The sequence below is a fragment of the Glutamicibacter sp. FR1 genome, assembly GCF_047300825.1.
Classification (GTDB): Bacteria; Actinomycetota; Actinomycetes; order Actinomycetales; family Micrococcaceae; genus Glutamicibacter; species Glutamicibacter nicotianae.
The window spans coordinates 2795784-2811317 of the sequence record NZ_CP178602.1 but is presented as its reverse complement, the minus strand read 5'-3'; the positions used below and the strand labels follow the sequence as shown (position 1 = coordinate 2811317).

The 15534-nt window shown below is 65.3% G+C and carries 15 protein-coding genes; 10 read left to right on the top strand and 5 right to left on the bottom strand.

Annotation, left to right across the window (positions count from 1 at the left end; genetic code table 11):
- Positions 1-3 precede the first annotated feature (3 nt).
- Together ACLQ8T_RS13505 and ACLQ8T_RS13500 are read right to left on the bottom strand one after the other, a co-directional pair.
- Positions 4-468 (bottom strand): nucleoside deaminase, encoded by a 465-nt coding sequence (locus tag ACLQ8T_RS13505; RefSeq protein WP_413454925.1) that lies wholly within the window; start codon positions 466-468, stop codon positions 4-6.
- Between the two features lie 83 nt (positions 469-551).
- Positions 552-1079 carry a hypothetical protein gene (locus ACLQ8T_RS13500; RefSeq protein ID WP_413454924.1) on the bottom strand — a complete coding sequence of 176 codons (528 nt, stop codon included), beginning with the start codon at positions 1077-1079 and terminating at the stop codon, positions 552-554.
- Here ACLQ8T_RS13500 and ACLQ8T_RS13495 point away from each other — a divergent pair.
- Positions 1047-1463, top strand: a complete 417-nt coding sequence (locus tag ACLQ8T_RS13495; RefSeq protein ID WP_413454923.1) for a PucR family transcriptional regulator ligand-binding domain-containing protein — start codon at positions 1047-1049, stop codon at positions 1461-1463. The genes ACLQ8T_RS13500 and ACLQ8T_RS13495 overlap by 33 nt on opposite strands.
- Positions 1464-1924: 461 nt before the next feature.
- Positions 1925-2404, top strand: a complete 480-nt coding sequence (locus tag ACLQ8T_RS13490) for a PucR family transcriptional regulator (RefSeq protein WP_413454922.1) — start codon at positions 1925-1927, stop codon at positions 2402-2404.
- Here ACLQ8T_RS13490 and ACLQ8T_RS13485 read toward each other — a convergent pair.
- Positions 2401-3060: a GntR family transcriptional regulator gene (locus ACLQ8T_RS13485; RefSeq protein WP_121867298.1), complete on the bottom strand. Its 660-nt coding sequence runs from the start codon at positions 3058-3060 to the stop codon at positions 2401-2403. The genes ACLQ8T_RS13490 and ACLQ8T_RS13485 overlap by 4 nt on opposite strands.
- Positions 3061-3210: 150 nt before the next feature.
- Between ACLQ8T_RS13485 and glyA the strand changes: the two genes are divergently transcribed.
- From glyA to purU, 6 genes are all read left to right on the top strand, one after another.
- Positions 3211-4527, top strand: coding sequence for a serine hydroxymethyltransferase (gene glyA / locus ACLQ8T_RS13480; protein WP_413454921.1), 1317 nt, complete (start codon positions 3211-3213; stop codon positions 4525-4527).
- Between the two features lie 2 nt (positions 4528-4529).
- Positions 4530-5747: a sarcosine oxidase subunit beta family protein gene (locus ACLQ8T_RS13475; RefSeq protein WP_413454920.1), complete on the top strand. Its 1218-nt coding sequence runs from the start codon at positions 4530-4532 to the stop codon at positions 5745-5747.
- Positions 5748-5758: 11 nt separating this feature from the next.
- Positions 5759-6058, top strand: a complete 300-nt coding sequence (locus tag ACLQ8T_RS13470) for a sarcosine oxidase subunit delta (RefSeq protein ID WP_038991587.1) — start codon at positions 5759-5761, stop codon at positions 6056-6058.
- Positions 6055-8952, top strand: coding sequence for a sarcosine oxidase subunit alpha family protein (locus tag ACLQ8T_RS13465; protein ID WP_413454919.1), 2898 nt, complete (start codon positions 6055-6057; stop codon positions 8950-8952). Before ACLQ8T_RS13470 ends, ACLQ8T_RS13465 begins: the two co-directional genes overlap by 4 nt.
- Positions 8945-9553 carry a sarcosine oxidase subunit gamma gene (locus ACLQ8T_RS13460; protein WP_413454918.1) on the top strand — a complete coding sequence of 203 codons (609 nt, stop codon included), beginning with the start codon at positions 8945-8947 and terminating at the stop codon, positions 9551-9553. The genes ACLQ8T_RS13465 and ACLQ8T_RS13460 overlap by 8 nt, the downstream gene beginning before the upstream one ends.
- Positions 9554-9747: 194 nt before the next feature.
- The gene (gene purU / locus ACLQ8T_RS13455; RefSeq protein WP_413454917.1) at positions 9748-10608 is read left to right on the top strand and encodes a formyltetrahydrofolate deformylase; all 861 of its coding nucleotides are present in this window, start codon (positions 9748-9750) and stop codon (positions 10606-10608) included.
- Between the two features lie 4 nt (positions 10609-10612).
- On the opposite strand, the gene ACLQ8T_RS13450 is transcribed toward purU, so the two are convergent.
- Together ACLQ8T_RS13450 and ACLQ8T_RS13445 are read right to left on the bottom strand one after the other, a co-directional pair.
- Positions 10613-10846 carry a hypothetical protein gene (locus ACLQ8T_RS13450; protein WP_066141456.1) on the bottom strand — a complete coding sequence of 78 codons (234 nt, stop codon included), beginning with the start codon at positions 10844-10846 and terminating at the stop codon, positions 10613-10615.
- A 1-nt stretch (position 10847) separates the two neighbouring features.
- Positions 10848-12032, bottom strand: coding sequence for a S8 family serine peptidase (locus tag ACLQ8T_RS13445; protein ID WP_413454916.1), 1185 nt, complete (start codon positions 12030-12032; stop codon positions 10848-10850).
- Positions 12033-12289: 257 nt separating this feature from the next.
- On the opposite strand from ACLQ8T_RS13445, the gene ACLQ8T_RS13440 reads away from it, so the two are divergent.
- Together ACLQ8T_RS13440 and ACLQ8T_RS13435 are read left to right on the top strand one after the other, a co-directional pair.
- On the top strand, positions 12290-14173 hold the full coding sequence (locus tag ACLQ8T_RS13440) for a BCCT family transporter (RefSeq protein ID WP_413454915.1): 1884 nt from the start codon (positions 12290-12292) through the stop codon (positions 14171-14173).
- A 120-nt stretch (positions 14174-14293) separates the two neighbouring features.
- On the top strand, positions 14294-15505 hold the full coding sequence (locus ACLQ8T_RS13435; RefSeq protein ID WP_413454914.1) for an NAD(P)/FAD-dependent oxidoreductase: 1212 nt from the start codon (positions 14294-14296) through the stop codon (positions 15503-15505).
- Positions 15506-15534: the final 29 nt, after the last annotated feature.

Sequence of the window (15534 nt, the reverse complement as noted above, 5' to 3'; positions counted from 1 at the left end):
CGCTCAGCTGCCAGCCGGCTCCTCGGCAATGTCCTCGTTCCAGATCTCGGGGTGCTCGGCGATGAAGCGCTCCATCAGCGCTTCGGCGCGCTGGTCCTGAAGGACCTCGACCTGCACGCCGCGCTCGCGCAGCCAGGCGATCTCCCCGCTGAAGGTGCGGTCCTCGCCGACGATCACCCGCGGGATCTTGAACAGGACAATGGCCCCGGAGCATAGGGCGCAGGGAGCCAGCGTGGTGTACAGCGTCAGGTCGGGGTAGCTGCTGCGCCGCCCGGCCGCGCGCAGAGCGTCGATCTCGGCATGCGCGGTCGGGTCGCCCTGCTGCACCCGCCGGTTGTGCCCGGCCGCGATGACTCCTTCCGCTCCGGCCAGGCTGGAGCCGATCGGCACGCCGCCTTCGGCAGCGCCGGCGCGCGCAGCCTGCAGTGCCGCCTCGTAGCCTGTCTCGTCCATCGTTTCCTGGGTCATCGGGTCGTCCTTTCTTTGTACGTGCTTGGCGCCGCGTCCGGGGTTCCGGAGTCGGCGCCAGCCGAATATTCTATTCCAGCAGGTTAGCTGCCAGCCGGGGCCTTCTCTGGAGCGGCATCTGGTTCGGGAAGAGCAGCCGGCCTGCTGGCCACATGCTGCTCCTTGCGCGGGTCCTCGGCGCTGCTGAACTCCTTGATGAATGCACCCTCGGACAGGTCCATCTTCAGTCCCAGCGGAACCCTGGCGTTGATCCGGGCCCGGAAGCGGGGGTAGCCCAGGGCGAAGTAGACCGCGGCGCCGGTGAGCGTTCCGCCCGGCCATGAGAAATCGATGCCGCCCACGGCGCTGGCGATCGGGCCCTGCAGTGCGGGAACCGAGCCGTACATGCACATCCAGGTCATCACGATGCCGGCGGCGAAGGCGACGAACGCCGACCAGTTGACCGACTTCAGGCGTGAGGACTTCGGATCGAGGAACAGGTAGGAGAAGTCCTTGTGCTTGCGCTCGAAAATGAAGTAGGGCACTGCCATGATGCCGCCCCGGGTGGCGACCCGGGCCGAGATGGAGGCAATGGAGTTGTGCAGAAGTTCGGCATTGCAGGCCTGCTGCACTGCAACGAGCCGCTGCTCACGACCGGGGAAGCCGTTTTTCACCTGAAGCCCGAGGCACAGCTGGCCTATCTGGATTCGCTGTCCGAGCGCAGCGTGGCGGCCTTGTTGCTCGAGCCGCTGGTTCCGGAAACCAGGATCCCGGCGCGGTTCATCGAGCATGCCCAGCAGATCGGGCTGCCGGTTTTCCGGCTGGAAGTCACCGTGCCCTTTGTGGAACTGGCCGAGGGAACCAACCGCCGCATCGTCTCCGAGTACGCCTCGGCCCTGCAGCAGGACGACGAGATTGCCCAGCTGCTGGCCAGGCACATGGCCTCGGCTGGACCCAACTTGCGGCAGCTGCTGGAAATGATCGAGCAGGCACTGGGATCGTGCGCGGTGCTGTAGGAATTGGGCGGCCGGATGATTGCCGAATCCAGTCCGGCGGCCGAGGCTGGCGTGGCGCAGGCCGAAGCGTTGGAAGTGGCCACGGACCTGTTCATCGGCAGCGATACTGCAGCCCGGCTGGTGCTCCTCGGCTCCGAGTCGGTGTCCGCTGAGCGGCTGGAGCTGGTGGCCGAACGGTTGGGCAGCATCGTCGGCCTGGCCTATGCCCAGCATTACCGGTCGAGTGCGGTGCAGGCGGCCAATACGTCGCTGCTGCAGGCCATTGCCATCGGCGCCGACGGGCTCTTCGTGGCTGACTTGGCGCGGCAGGCGCCGATCGGCAGCGACGAGCCGTTGATGATGCTGGTATTCCAAAGCTACGACATGGCCAGGATCCGCGCCGGCTCCAGGCGCTGCTCGCGCTCGCCTCGGGTGATCCGCGCGGGGCCCGGAGGGAAGCGATCGCCAGCCTGCGCCGCGGCTTGTCGGGACTGTCGGTTGAATGCTGCGCCGGCCCTTCGGCCGAGGGGATCTGGCGCGCGCAGTGGTCCCTGGCCGAGGCACTGGTCGTGGAATCATTTCCCGAGTCCACCCTGGACCAGGGCAGGGTGCGCGATGCGTCGGACCATGCGCTGGAGAGGCTGGCGGCGAAGTTCGGGCACCGGGAGGATCTGGATCATTTCATTACAGAACAGCTGGGGAACTTGCTGCAGTACGAGGACCAGCGCGGCAACGTGCGGCTGGCCACGCTGCTGGTGTGGCTGGATGCCGGATGCAATACGACGAATGCAGCCCATCAGCTCTATCTGGAGCGCCAGACGCTTCATAAGCGCCTGGCGAGGATCTTCGCGCTGCTCGGCGGCGACCTGCATGAAGGCGGCCGGCTGCTGCGGGTGCATCTGGCCCGCTGGCTGGCCATGGGCAGGCCGCAACACGTGCGCACGCCACGTGTAGGGACCTAGAGAACGGATCGCACCGACTTCTCGAAATGGACGATATGCTCCCGGGCCAGTTCCTGCGCGCGTTGCGCGTGGCCATCGAGAATCGCCTGGAGCAGCGCTACGTGCTCGCCGATGTGCTCATCGATACTGGGCAGGCGATCCAGCGCCATGCACCAGATACGAGTGGCCAGATTATCCAAGCGGATCAGCGTCTGCTCCAGATGATGGTTGCCGGCTGCCTGGTAGATCAGCCGGTGCACTTCGAGGTCGTTTTCCATGAGCGTGCGTCGCAGATTTTCGCCCGAGAGCTGCTGGACCGCCTCCAGGGTGGCCTGGATGCCAGCCCGCGCGCTGCCTCCCTGGAGCGTGGCGGCTTTGGCCGCGGCCAAAGGCTCGAGGGCCTGCCGGACTTCGGTGATATCAGCTAGTTCGGTGATATCCACGCGGCTAGCGAAGGTGCCGCGGCGCGGGTAGGACTGCACCAGGTGGTCGACCTCCAGGCGCTTGAGCGCTTCACGTAGGGGAGTGCGGCCGATTCCGAGCTCGGCGACCAGCTGGGCTTCGTTGATCGGGTCACCGGGGGCGATGTCCATCATGATGAGCCGGTCGCGCAAGACCTGGTAGGCGCGCTCAGCCATCGATTCGGCACCCAGGGGGAGCTGCGTGGTGATTGTCATCCTGACTCCGATTTCTTTGCTCTGTTCCGCAGGGTTACTGCGTGCTGAAATATTTTCGGTTACCCATTGACCGGGGTGTGAGTTCCATCATACAGTGAATTGCAGATTGATATATCAGTTGTCGGCAATTCATACATTTAGGAATGGGCAATGGCACAAGCTTCAACACTCGCGGCAGATTCCCTGACCGCAGACCTCGCGCATCTCGACCCGGAGGTGGCGCAGCGCATTGACGCTGAGCTGGCTCGCCAGCAGCGCGGCCTGGAAATGATCGCCTCGGAGAACCACACCGCGCAGGCCATCATGCAGGCGCAGGGTTCGGTGCTGACCAACAAGTACGCCGAGGGCTACCCGGGCCGCCGTTACTACGGCGGCTGCGAGGAAGTCGACGTCATCGAGACGTTGGCGATTGAGCGCCTCAAGGAGTTGTTCGGGGCGAAGTTCGCGAACGTGCAGCCGCATTCCGGTGCCCAGGCTAATGCGTCGGTGTACCACGCGCTGGTTCGCCCAGGCGACACCGTACTGGGCCTGAACCTGGCTCACGGTGGACACCTGACCCACGGCATGAAGATCAATTTCTCCGGCCGCCTGTTCAACATCGTTCCTTACGGCGTGAACGAAGAGACCAACGTTGTGGACATGGACGAGGTCGAGCGCCTTGCCGTGGAGAACCAGCCAAAGATGATCGTTGCCGGCTGGTCGGCGTACCCACGCCAGCTGGACTTCAAGCGCTTCCGCGACATCGCTGACAAGGTCGGCGCCTACCTGTTCGTGGATATGGCGCACTTCGCTGGCTTGGTGGCCGCCGGGTTGCACCCGTCTCCTGTGCCGCATGCCCACGTGGTCACCTCGACCACCCACAAGACCCTCGCCGGTCCTCGTGGCGGCATCATCCTGTCCAACGACGCTGAAATCGCCAAGAAGCTGAACTCCGCAGTCTTCCCAGGCCAGCAGGGTGGTCCGTTGGAGCACGTGATTGCTGGCAAGGCTGTAGCCTTCAAGATCGCTGCGTCCGAAGAGTTCAAGGAGCGCCAGCAGCGCACCTTGGCTGGTGCCAAGATCCTTGCCGAGCGCCTGACCCGGGACGACGTGGCAGCCAAGGGCATCAGCGTGCTGACTGGTGGTACTGATGTGCATTTGGTGCTGGTGGATCTGCGTGACAGCGAGTTGGATGGCCAGCAGGCTGAGGATTTGCTGGCGCAGGTGGAGATCACGGTGAATCGTAATTCGGTTCCGTTTGATCCGCGTCCGCCGATGGTCACCTCGGGCCTGCGCATTGGTACTCCGGCATTGGCGACGCGTGGTTTTTCCGAGGCTGCGTTTGCTGAGGTTGCGGAGATTATTGCGCAGGCGTTGATTGCTGGGGCCGACGGCAATACGGCTGCACTGCCAGAGCTGAAGGAACGTGTTCTGGCGTTGGCTGAAGCCCACCCACTCTACCCAAATCTCAAGAAAGTAGCGGAATAATCATGGCTGATTTGCTCCCAGAACACCCGGAATTCCTCTGGAACAATCCGGAACCGAAGAAGTCCTACGACGTAGTCATCGTCGGCGGCGGCGGGCACGGCCTGGCCACCGCCTACTTCCTGGCCAAGAACCATGGCATCACCAATGTGGCGGTACTGGAAAAGGGCTGGCTGGCCGGCGGGAACATGGCCCGCAACACCACCATCATCCGTTCCAACTACCTCTGGGACGAGTCGGCAGGCATCTACGAGAAGTCGCTGAAGCTGTGGGAACAGCTGCCCGAGGACCTGGAATACGACTTCCTGTTCTCCCAGCGCGGCGTGATGAACCTGGCCCACACCCTCGGGGATGTGCGCGAATCAGTGCGCCGCGTGGAAGCCAACAAGCTCAACGGCGTGGACGCCGAATGGCTGGACCCATCGCAGGTCAAGGAAGCCTGCCCGATCATCAACGTGAGCGACAACATCCGCTACCCGGTCATGGGCGCGACCTGGCAGCCGCGCGCCGGCATCGCCAAGCACGACCACGTGGCCTGGGCGTTCGCCCGCAAGGCCAACGAAATGGGCGTTGACATCATCCAGAACTGCGAAGTCACCGGATTCATCAAGGATGGCGAGAAGGTCACCGGCGTGAAGACCACCCGTGGCACCATCAATGCCGGCAAGGTCGCTCTCGCCGGTGCCGGGCACTCCTCTGTGCTGGCCGAAATGGCAGGCTTCGAGCTGCCCATCCAGTCCCACCCGCTGCAGGCCCTGGTCTCCGAGCTGTTCGAGCCGGTGCACCCGACGGTGGTCATGTCCAACCACATCCACGTCTACGTCTCCCAGGCTCACAAGGGCGAACTGGTCATGGGCGCGGGCATCGACAGCTACAACGGCTACGGCCAGCGCGGCGCGTTCCACGTGATCGAGGAGCAGATGGCCGCCGCGGTGGAACTGTTCCCGATCTTCGCCCGGGCACACGTGCTGCGCACCTGGGGCGGCATCGTGGACACCACCATGGACGCCTCGCCAATCGTCTCCAAGACCCCGATCCAGAACCTGTACGTGAACTGCGGCTGGGGCACCGGCGGATTCAAGGGCACCCCGGGCGCCGGCTTCACCATGGCGCACACCATCGCCCACGACGAGCCTCATGGGCTGAACAAGCCGTTCAGCCTGGAGCGCTTCGAAACCGGCCACCTCATCGACGAGCACGGCGCAGCAGCCGTCGCACACTAGGAGCAACCGCCATGATGCTGATTGATTGCCCGAACTGCGGGCCACGCAACGAGAACGAATTCAAATACGGGGGAGAAGCCCACGTTGCCTATCCGGAGGATCCGAACGCGCTGAGCGACAAGGAATGGTCGCGCTACTTGTTCTACCGGCAGAACAAGAAGGGCATCTTCGCCGAACGCTGGGTCCACTCCGGCGGCTGCCGCAAGTGGTTCAACGCCCTGCGCGACACCGTCACCTACGAATTCAAAGCCGTCTACCGTGCCGGCGAAGCACGTCCAGAAATCCAGGCCACCGAAGGAGGCACCCGATGAGCAAGTCCCAGCGCCTTGCCGCCGCGCACAGCGCCGGCGCCCGCATTAACCGCGAGGAAGCACTGGCCCTGAGAGTGAACGGGCAGCAGCTTTCCGCCTTCCGCGGCGACACCGTGGCCAGCGCAATGCTGGCCAACGGGATGCGTTCATGCGGCAACTCGCTGTATCTGGACCGCCCGCGCGGCATCTTCGCCGCCGGCGTCGAGGAACCCAACGCGCTGATCACCGTCGACGCCCGGCACAGCCAGGACATCGCCGAGTCGATGCTGCCTGCCACCACCGTCCCGGTCACCGAATCGCTGAACGCCACCCTGCTCTCCGGACTGGGCGTGCTGGATCCGAACGAGGACCCCGCCTACTACGACCACGTCCACGTGCATACCGACGTGCTGGTGGTCGGCGCCGGGCCTGCAGGCCTGGCCGCTGCCCGCGAGGCCTCGCGCTCCGGCGCCCGGGTAATGCTGCTCGACGAGCGTGCCGAAGCCGGTGGCACCCTGCGCGATGCGGCCGGCGAGCAGATCGACGGCGTGGACGCCGCGGCGTGGATCGACACAGTCGCCGCCGAATTGGCAGCCGCCGAGGAGACCACCCACCTGCAGCGCACCACCGTCTTCGGCTCCTACGATGCCAACTACCTGATCGCCGCGCAGCGCCGCACCGTGCATCTGGACGGGCCGGCCGGCGACGGCGTTTCCCGCGAACGTATCTGGCACATCCGCGCCCAGCAGGTCGTGCTGGCCACCGGCGCCCACGAGCGCCCGATCGTGTTCGAGAACAACGACCGCCCGGGCATCATGCTCGCCGGCGCGGTGCGCAGCTACCTGAACCGCTACGGCGTGCGCGCCGGTCAGCAGATCGTGGTGGCCACCACCAACGACTCGGTCTACCCGCTGGTCTCCGAGCTGGCAGCCACCGGCGGGGTGGTTGCAGTGATCGACGCACGCACCACCGTCTCTGCGGCCGCCGCGGAAGCAGTGGCCGACGGGGTCACCGTGCTGACCGGCTCCGTCGTGGTGGACACCGAGTCCGACGCCTCCGGCGAGCTGTCGGCAGTGACCGTCGCCGAGCTGGACGAGCAGCGAAACCTCGGCGCGCCGCGGCGCTTCGAGGCCGACGTGCTGGCCGTGGGCGGCGGCTTCAACCCGGTGGTGCACCTGCACTCCCAGCGCCAGGGCAAGCTGGACTGGGACACTGCGATCCACGCCTTCGTCCCGGCCGCCGCAGTGGCCAACCAGCACCTGGCCGGCGCTGTCACTGGCCGTTTCGACACCGCCAGTGCGCTGAGCACCGGGGCCGCCACCGGCGCCGCGGCCGCCAGCGCAGCAGGCTTCCAGCGCATCGCAGAAGTTCCGCAGGCGGTAGCAGCCCCGGCCGGGGAAACCCGTCCGGTCTGGCTGGTGCCGTCGCTGAACGGCGACGACGCCGCGAACTACAAGACCCACTTCGTGGATCTGCAGCGCGACCAGTCCGTCGCCGACGTGCTGCGCGCCACCGGCGCCGGCATGCAGTCCGTGGAGCACATCAAGCGGTACACCTCGATCTCCACCGCCAACGACCAGGGCAAGACCTCGGGCGTCGCGGCAATCGGTGTGATCGCCGCGGTGCTGGGCATCGAGAACCCGGCACAGATCGGCACTACCACCTTCCGCGCACCGTACACCCCGGTGGCCTTCGCGGCGCTGGCCGGACGCACCCGCGGGCAGCTGCTGGATCCGGCACGCATCACCCCGATGCACTCCTGGCATGTGGAGCACGGCGCCGAGTTCGAGGACGTCGGGCAGTGGAAGCGCGCCTGGTACTACCCGCAGCCGGGCGAGAGCATGGACGAGGCGGTCTACCGCGAATCCGCCGCGGTGCGCGCTTCTGTGGGCATGCTCGATGCCACCACGCTGGGCAAGATCGAGATCCGCGGCAAGGACGCCGCCGAGTTCCTCAACCGCATCTACACCAACGGCTACACCAAGCTGAAAGTCGGCATGGGACGCTACGGCGTGATGTGCAAGGCCGACGGCATGATCTTCGACGACGGCGTGACCCTGCGCCTGGCCGAGGACCGCTTCCTGATGCATACCACCACCGGCGGCGCCGCCGACGTGCTGGACTGGCTGGAAGAATGGCTGCAGACCGAATGGCCTGAACTGGACGTCACCTGCACCTCGGTGACCGAGCAGCTGGCCACCGTCGCGGTTGTCGGGCCGAAGTCCCGGGAGGTCATCGCGAAGCTGGCCAGCTCGGTGGACGTGTCCAACGAGGGCTTCAAGTTCATGGCCTTCAAGGACGTGGTGCTGGACTCCGGGATCGAGGCGCGGATCAGCCGCATCTCCTTCTCCGGCGAACTGGCCTTCGAGATCGCGATCCCTGCCTGGCATGGGCTGCGCGTCTGGGAAGATGTGTACGCCGCCGGCGAGGAATTCAACATCACCCCGTACGGCACCGAAACCATGCACGTGCTGCGCGCCGAGAAGGGATTCATCATCGTCGGCCAGGATACCGACGGCACGGTGACCCCGCAGGATGCAGGCATGGAATGGGTGGTCTCCAAGCTCAAGGACTTCGTCGGCAAGCGCTCCTACAGCCGCGAGGACAATGTGCGCGAGGACCGCAAGCACCTGGTTTCGGTGCTGCCGGTGGACTCTTCGCTGCGCCTGCCCGAAGGCGCCGCGCTGGTGGCCGCCGACGCGCTGGCCACCGATGGCATCACCCCGATGGAAGGCTGGGTCACCAGCTCGTACAACTCGCCGGCCCTTGGGCGCACCTTCGGCCTGGCGCTGATCAAGAATGGGCGCAACCGCATCGGCGAAGTGCTCAAGACCCCGGTTGGCGGCCAGCTGGTCGACGTCCAGGTCTCCGAACTCGTTCTCTTCGACCCGGAAGGAAGCCGCCGTGATGGCTAACGACACCCTGATTGACACCGACGTGCGCCGCTCGCCGGCGCAGCACCTGGCAGCCCAGATGGACGCGGCCAGCGTCGCCGGCCGAGTGTCCCTGCGCGAAATCGCGTTCACGACCCAGATCTCGCTGCGCAACGCACCGGGCGGGGCAGCCCACGCGGCGCTGTCCGCGGCCACCGGCGTGGGCCTGCCCGCCACGGTGGGCCAGGTGGCCGGCGACGTATCGGGCACTGCGGTGCTCTGGCTGAGCCCGGACGAGTTCCTGGCCACCAGCCCGGAGAACGCCGAACTGGCAGGTGCGCTTGCCGCCGCCCTGGGCGATGAGCCCGGGCAGGTAGTCGACCTCTCGGCCAACCGCTCGGTGCTGGAACTGGAAGGCCCGGATGCGCCGCTGGTGCTGCGCAAGAGCTGCCCGGCGGACCTGCACCCGCGAGCCTTCGGCGTGAACCAGGCGATCACCACCTCGCTGGCGAACATTCCGGTGCTGCTGTGGCGCACCGGCGAAACCAGCTGGCGGATTTTCCCGCGCGCATCGTTCACCGAGCACACCGTGCACTGGCTGATCGACGCCATGGCGGAGTTCGCCGCACCACCGGTTCCGTAGCCGCACCACCGGTTCCGTAGCCGCACCGGCTGATCCGGCCCCGTCCCGACGCCGGGGCGGGGCCGGACTGGCCTGTACCCGCAAAGACCAAAGCACAAGCACGCAAAGCCACAATCCGGCCAGTTCGTGGCGTTCGGACACCGGCTCTGGCACAGTGCTGTCTAACCCGCTAGCCGAAAGGACCTGAAGCAATCATGAGCGAGCAAATCCGCCACGTGCTGACCCTGCAATGCCCCGAGGGAATGGGGATCGTCAACGCGGTCACCGGATTCCTGCTGAAGCACGAACGCACCATCGTCGAGCTCAAGCAATTCGACGACATGGCCGCCGGCCGGCTCTACCTGCGCGTGGACTTCGCCGGCGAGGGGCAGGCCGACCTGCTGGAGCAGATGCGTGCAGAATTCGCCGAGGTGGCGCAGCAGTTCGAGATGGACTGGCAGCTGCGCGAACGCGGTGAGAAGACCAAGGTGCTGATCATGGTCTCGAAGTTCGACCACTGCCTCAACGACCTGCTCTTCCGTGCCCGCACCGGCGAATTGCCGATCGAGATCGTCGCGGTGGTCTCCAACCACCAAGACAGCCGGTCGCTGGTCGAGTGGCACGGCATCCCGTACTACCATGTGCCGATCTCCAAGGAGACCAAGCCGCAGGCCGAGGCGGAGCTGCTCTCGCTGATTGCCAAGCACGAAGCGGAGCTGGTGGTCCTGGCCCGCTACATGCAGGTGCTCTCCGACGAGCTCTCGCGCGAGTTGACCGGCAAGACGATCAACATCCACCACTCCTTCCTGCCTTCCTTCAAGGGCGCCAAGCCATACCACCAGGCCTGGGAGCGCGGCGTGAAGACCGTGGGCGCCACCGCCCACTACGTGAACTCCGAGCTGGATGAGGGCCCGATCATCGCCCAGCAGGTCGTCGAGGTGGATCATACCTTCGGCCCGCAGGACCTGGTGGCTGCCGGCCGCGACACCGAGTGCAAGGCGCTGTCCAATGCAGTGCGCTGGCACTGCGAGGGCCGGGTCTTCCTCTACGGAAACCGCACGGTCATCCTGCGCTAGCTAGCTAGCGCTCCTCGCCGATCGCCCGGTAGTGCTGCTCGGCATCCACCGATTCGACCGCGTCGAGCTGGCGCAGCGCTGCGGCCACCTGCTCGCTGCCCTCGCCGATAATCTGGCCCAGGGCAGCGAGCACCTGTTTAACCCGCAGCCCGTGGGCCGCCAGCTCATCAACGATGGACTCGGGGGCCACCGTGGCCGCCACGGTGATCACATAGATATGCACTGTGTCGCCGCACATCCTATTGGCCTTCCGCTCCGGCCGGGGCCTGGACCAGCCCGGCTCCGGCATCCATGGCCGGCAGGGAGACATCGCGGGAAGTTGCCACCAGCTTGTCCCACAGCTGCTGGGAGCGCAGGCCGGTGGATTCGGCCAGCAGCGCTGCCACGCCGGCCACATGCGGGGTGGCCATGGACGTTCCGCTGATGGTGTTGTACCGCTTGGCGCCGGGCCACGAAGAGTAGATAGCAACGCCAGGGCCTGCAATATCCACCTCGCCGCCGTCGGTGTCCAACGCCTGGGCCGAGAAGTCCGCCACGGCCAGCTTCGAGTCCAAAGCCGCTACGGCCATGATGTACGGGCTGTTGGCCGGTGCGCCGACGAATCCCGGGTTCCCGGCAGAGCGCTGTGCATTATTTCCGGCGGCCGCCACGATCAAGGAGCCCAGCTCCAAGGCGCGGCGTCCGGCAGTGACATAGGGCGGGTGCACAGTTCTCACATCAGCACCCAGCGACATGGAGATGACCTCGCACTTGTTTTCCAGTGCCCAGTTGATGCCGGCCAGGATCGTGGAGTCCGAACCTGAGCCATCGGCGCCCAGCACCTTTCCAGCGAATATATTGGCTTCCGAGGCGACCCCGTAGCCCGGACCCTGCTGCGGTTCGCGCGGACCGCAGGCGCTGCCGATGCAGTGGGTGCCATGTCCATGGCCGTCAGTGGCGTCCTCGCCTGCGACAAAGGACTTGGCGGTCACCGTGCGGCCTGCGAAGTCCGGATGCGCACTGTCAAAACCGGTATCCAAGACGGCCACGTTGATGCCCTTGCCGGTGTAGCCCGAAAGCGAAGCGCCTACGGCCTGCAGGCCCCAGGTGAGTTGGCCGGTGTCCGCATAGGAGTGCGTAGCGGCCGGGGCGTCGGGCAGGATCCGGTAGACCAGCTCGGGTACCACCGAGGCTGGCAGCTTGTGCCCTGCGCAGCGCTGGCGGAAGTCCTCAAGCTGGTCAGCCGAGCTGGTGACCACAGCGATGCCCAGCATCGGGAAGTACTCGGTACTGGAATAGCCCTGTTCAGCCAGCAGCTGCGGAAGTTCTGATTCGCGCTGGGCTGCTGCGATGCCCGGGGCTCCGGATTCCTGCCGGTCGAAGACCAAGACGTAGCGGTTGGGAATTTCGGCGACGGTCGCTTGACGGGTCTGGTTGCTGTACATGACGGGGCTCCTTGCTGGTTCCGAGAGACTTTCATGCCAAGGCCTACGAGGTACCTCGCACTGTACCCGGTGGCATGGACAAACTGCCATGCCTGGCAACAAGCACCTATGCAGCGCACAGCAACCGCGGCGCACTGCCCGGCGATGCCCGACTGGCAGAAAGAAGTCACTATTCTTCGCTGGCCACTTGAATCTTCGCGGCGAAAGAACAAGGGTGGAAGTCCTAGGGCATTTCTCTGAGTGAAGGAGCCTGGACCATGACGAAGAACATTGACGAAGTTGAACCTCCCGAAGCAGATAATGGGCAGCACGCAAATGCTGCGCTGGAAGCATCCCCGCATACCGCGCCGATCCCGGTGCACATGCACATTGCCGAGGACGACACCGACGAGCAGATCACCGCGAAGCTGCGCCGGCAGGGCGTGCGCCTAGGCAAGGGCGGGATCGCCCCTGCGGTCTTCTGGCCGGCGCTGCTGGTGATCCTGGCTGTGGCGGTCTTCGCGATCCTCGCGCCCAACGCGGCGGACACGACTTTCAACGCCGTGCAGAACTGGATCGTAGCCAACCTGGGCTGGTACTACATGCTGATCATCGGCGGCTTCGTGGCGCTGGTGATCGCCATCGGCTTCTCCAAGCTCGGGCGGATCACCCTGGGCAATGACGGAGAGAAACCCGAATTCGGCTTGTTTAGCTGGTTCGCGATGCTCTTCGCCGCCGGCATGGGCATTGGCCTAGTCTTCTACGGGGTCGGCGAACCTCTGATGTACGCCACCGTGGATCCGAAGCCGGGTTGGGAAGGCAGCGAATCGGAGCTGGCCGGACTGGCCATGGCGCAGACCTTCATCCACTGGGGCCTGCACCCGTGGGCCATCTACGCGGTGATCGGCTTGGCTTTGGCCTACGCGATCCACCGCCGCGGGCGCCCGGTGTCCATCCGTTGGGCGCTGGAACCGATCCTGGGAGATCGGGTCAAGGGCTGGCTTGGAGATGTGATTGATGTACTGGCCATCTTCGGCACGGTGTTCGGCGTGGCCACCTCCCTGGGCCTGGGCGTGCAGCAGATCAGCTCGGGCATGAAGGCGATCGGACTGGTCGGTTCGGTGGATAACACGCTGCTGGTCATCCTGATCGTGGTCATCACGTTCCTGGCCACCATGAGCGTGGTCAGCGGCCTGGGCGCCGGGATCAAGTGGCTGTCGAACATCAACCTGTCCATGGCAGGCCTGCTGATGATCAGCGTGCTGCTGCTGGGCCCGACGCTGTTCCTGTTCCAGAATTTCGTGCAGTCCCTGGGCGTGTACCTGGCCAACTTCATGAACATGACCTTCGACGTGGGTGCCTTCCAGCAGGGTGAGGAATCGGCCACCTGGTTCTCCAGCTGGACGGTCTTCTACTGGGGCTGGTGGATCGCCTGGGCACCGTTCGTGGGCATCTTCATTGCCCGCATTTCGCGCGGGCGTACCGTGCGCCAGTTCGTCACCGGCGTGCTGCTGGTGCCGACCATAGTCGGTTTCCTCTGGTTCTCGGTCATGGGCGGGTCGGGGCTGTACCGCCAGTTCTTCGGCGCCGGGGATATGGTCGAGGATGGCGCGGTCTCCGCGGAGGGGTCGCTGTTCCAGGTGCTTGAAGCCTTGCCGCTGGGTTCGATCCTGTCGGTGGTGGCGATCTTGCTGGTCGCGATCTTCTTCATCACCTCTTCGGACTCCGGCTCGCTGGTGGTCGACATGCTCGCCTCCGGCGGGCACCCGAACCCGCCGACCTGGTCCAGGGTGATGTGGGCGGTGCTCGAAGGCGTGCTGGCCGCTGCCTTGCTGGTGGCCGGCGGGCTGCAGACGCTGCAGGCCGGTTCGCTGGCCACGGCCTTGCCATTCAGCATCATCATGATCATGATGTCGGTGGCCACGATCAAGGGGTTGCGCCATGAAAGCCGGGCCTTGGAAGTCATCGAGCAGAAGCGCCGGCTGGCGCGGGTCACCGAGCACGTCTCCGATGAGCTGTGGGGCGCCTTGGACGAGCAGCCCGAACTGCGCCGCTACGTCGATGACCGTATCGACTACCGGGTCTCGCGCACGCGCGGGATCTTCGGCAAGCGCGTGGAATCAGAAGCAAAATCCCGGCACGTGAAGCCAAGTGACGACTAGGTCCGTGGTCTGGCCTCCGATGCCTTGCCAAGCAGGGCATCGGGGTGTGAGGATCAAGGTGACAAGCACTATCCACTGGCCGCGGGCCGTCACCGCGGCGGGAAGCAGAGGGGTTGTTCCATGGACCAGGAGTCGATAGTCATCGTTGGTGCCGGGCTTGCCGCCGCCAGTACGGTGGCAGCACTACGCGAGCGGGGACATGCCGGCCCGATCATCCTGATTGGCGAGGAATCGCACCTGCCCTATGAGCGTCCGCCCCTGTCCAAGGGCTTCTTGCAGGGCAATGACGAGCCAGAAGACTTCACCGTGCATGACGCGCAGTGGTACGCAGCGCAGGAGGTCACCCTCCGGCTGGGAACCGCCGCAATCAGCGTGGAGACCGGCAAGCAGCAGGTGCTGCTGGCTGATGGCAGCGCGGTGGATTACGGGCAACTGGTGCTGGCCACCGGTTCGCGGGCCAGCGTGGGCGGGGACTCGCCAATGCCCGGTTATGACCTGCCAGGCGTGCACGTGCTGCGCACGCTGGAAGATGCCCAGTCGCTGCGCGAAAAACTGGTCGAGGGCGCGCAGGTGGCGGTCATCGGTTCGGGCTGGATCGGCATGGAAGTCGCTGCCACCGCACGCCAGCGCGGAGCCCGGGTCACCGTCTATTCACCGTCCGAGGTGCCGTTGGCCAAGGTCTTCGGAGAACGCTTCGGGAACCACCTGCGGGAGCTGCACCAGTCCAATGGAGTGGATGTGCGCACCGCACGCGTGCAGGGCATCGAGCAGGTCGACGGGCACCTGCAGGTGCTTTCGGATGCCGGCTCATCGCGTGCCGATGTGGTGCTGCTGGCTATTGGTGCCAAACCCAATCTGCAACTGGCCGAGACTGCCGGGCTGGCAGTGGATCACGGGGTGGTGGTCGATGCGTCGCTGCGCAGCAGCAACTCTAAGATTCTGGCCATCGGGGATATCGCCCAGGCGTTCAATACCAAGCTGCGCGCCCAATTGCGCGTGGAGCACTGGGACAACGCGATCCGCCAGGGCAAGCTGGCGGCCGCGACGCTCACCGGTGCCGACGCATCCTATGACTGGTTGCCGTATTTCTTCACGGACCAATTCGATCTGGGAATGGAATATGTGGGGCATAATTCCCCAGATAACGTATCGGTAGTCCGCGGCAGCATGGAAAGCGGAGAATTCTTGTTGTTCTGGCAAGATGGCGAGAAGATCACCGCGGCGGCAAATGTGAATATCTGGGACGTCAATGATCGCCTGCGTGAGCTGGTGGGTAAGACGGTGCCAGCCGCCTCGCTGGCGGATCCGGATATCGACCTCGGTGATTTATAGGATTTTCAGCAAGGAATGGACCGACTAGG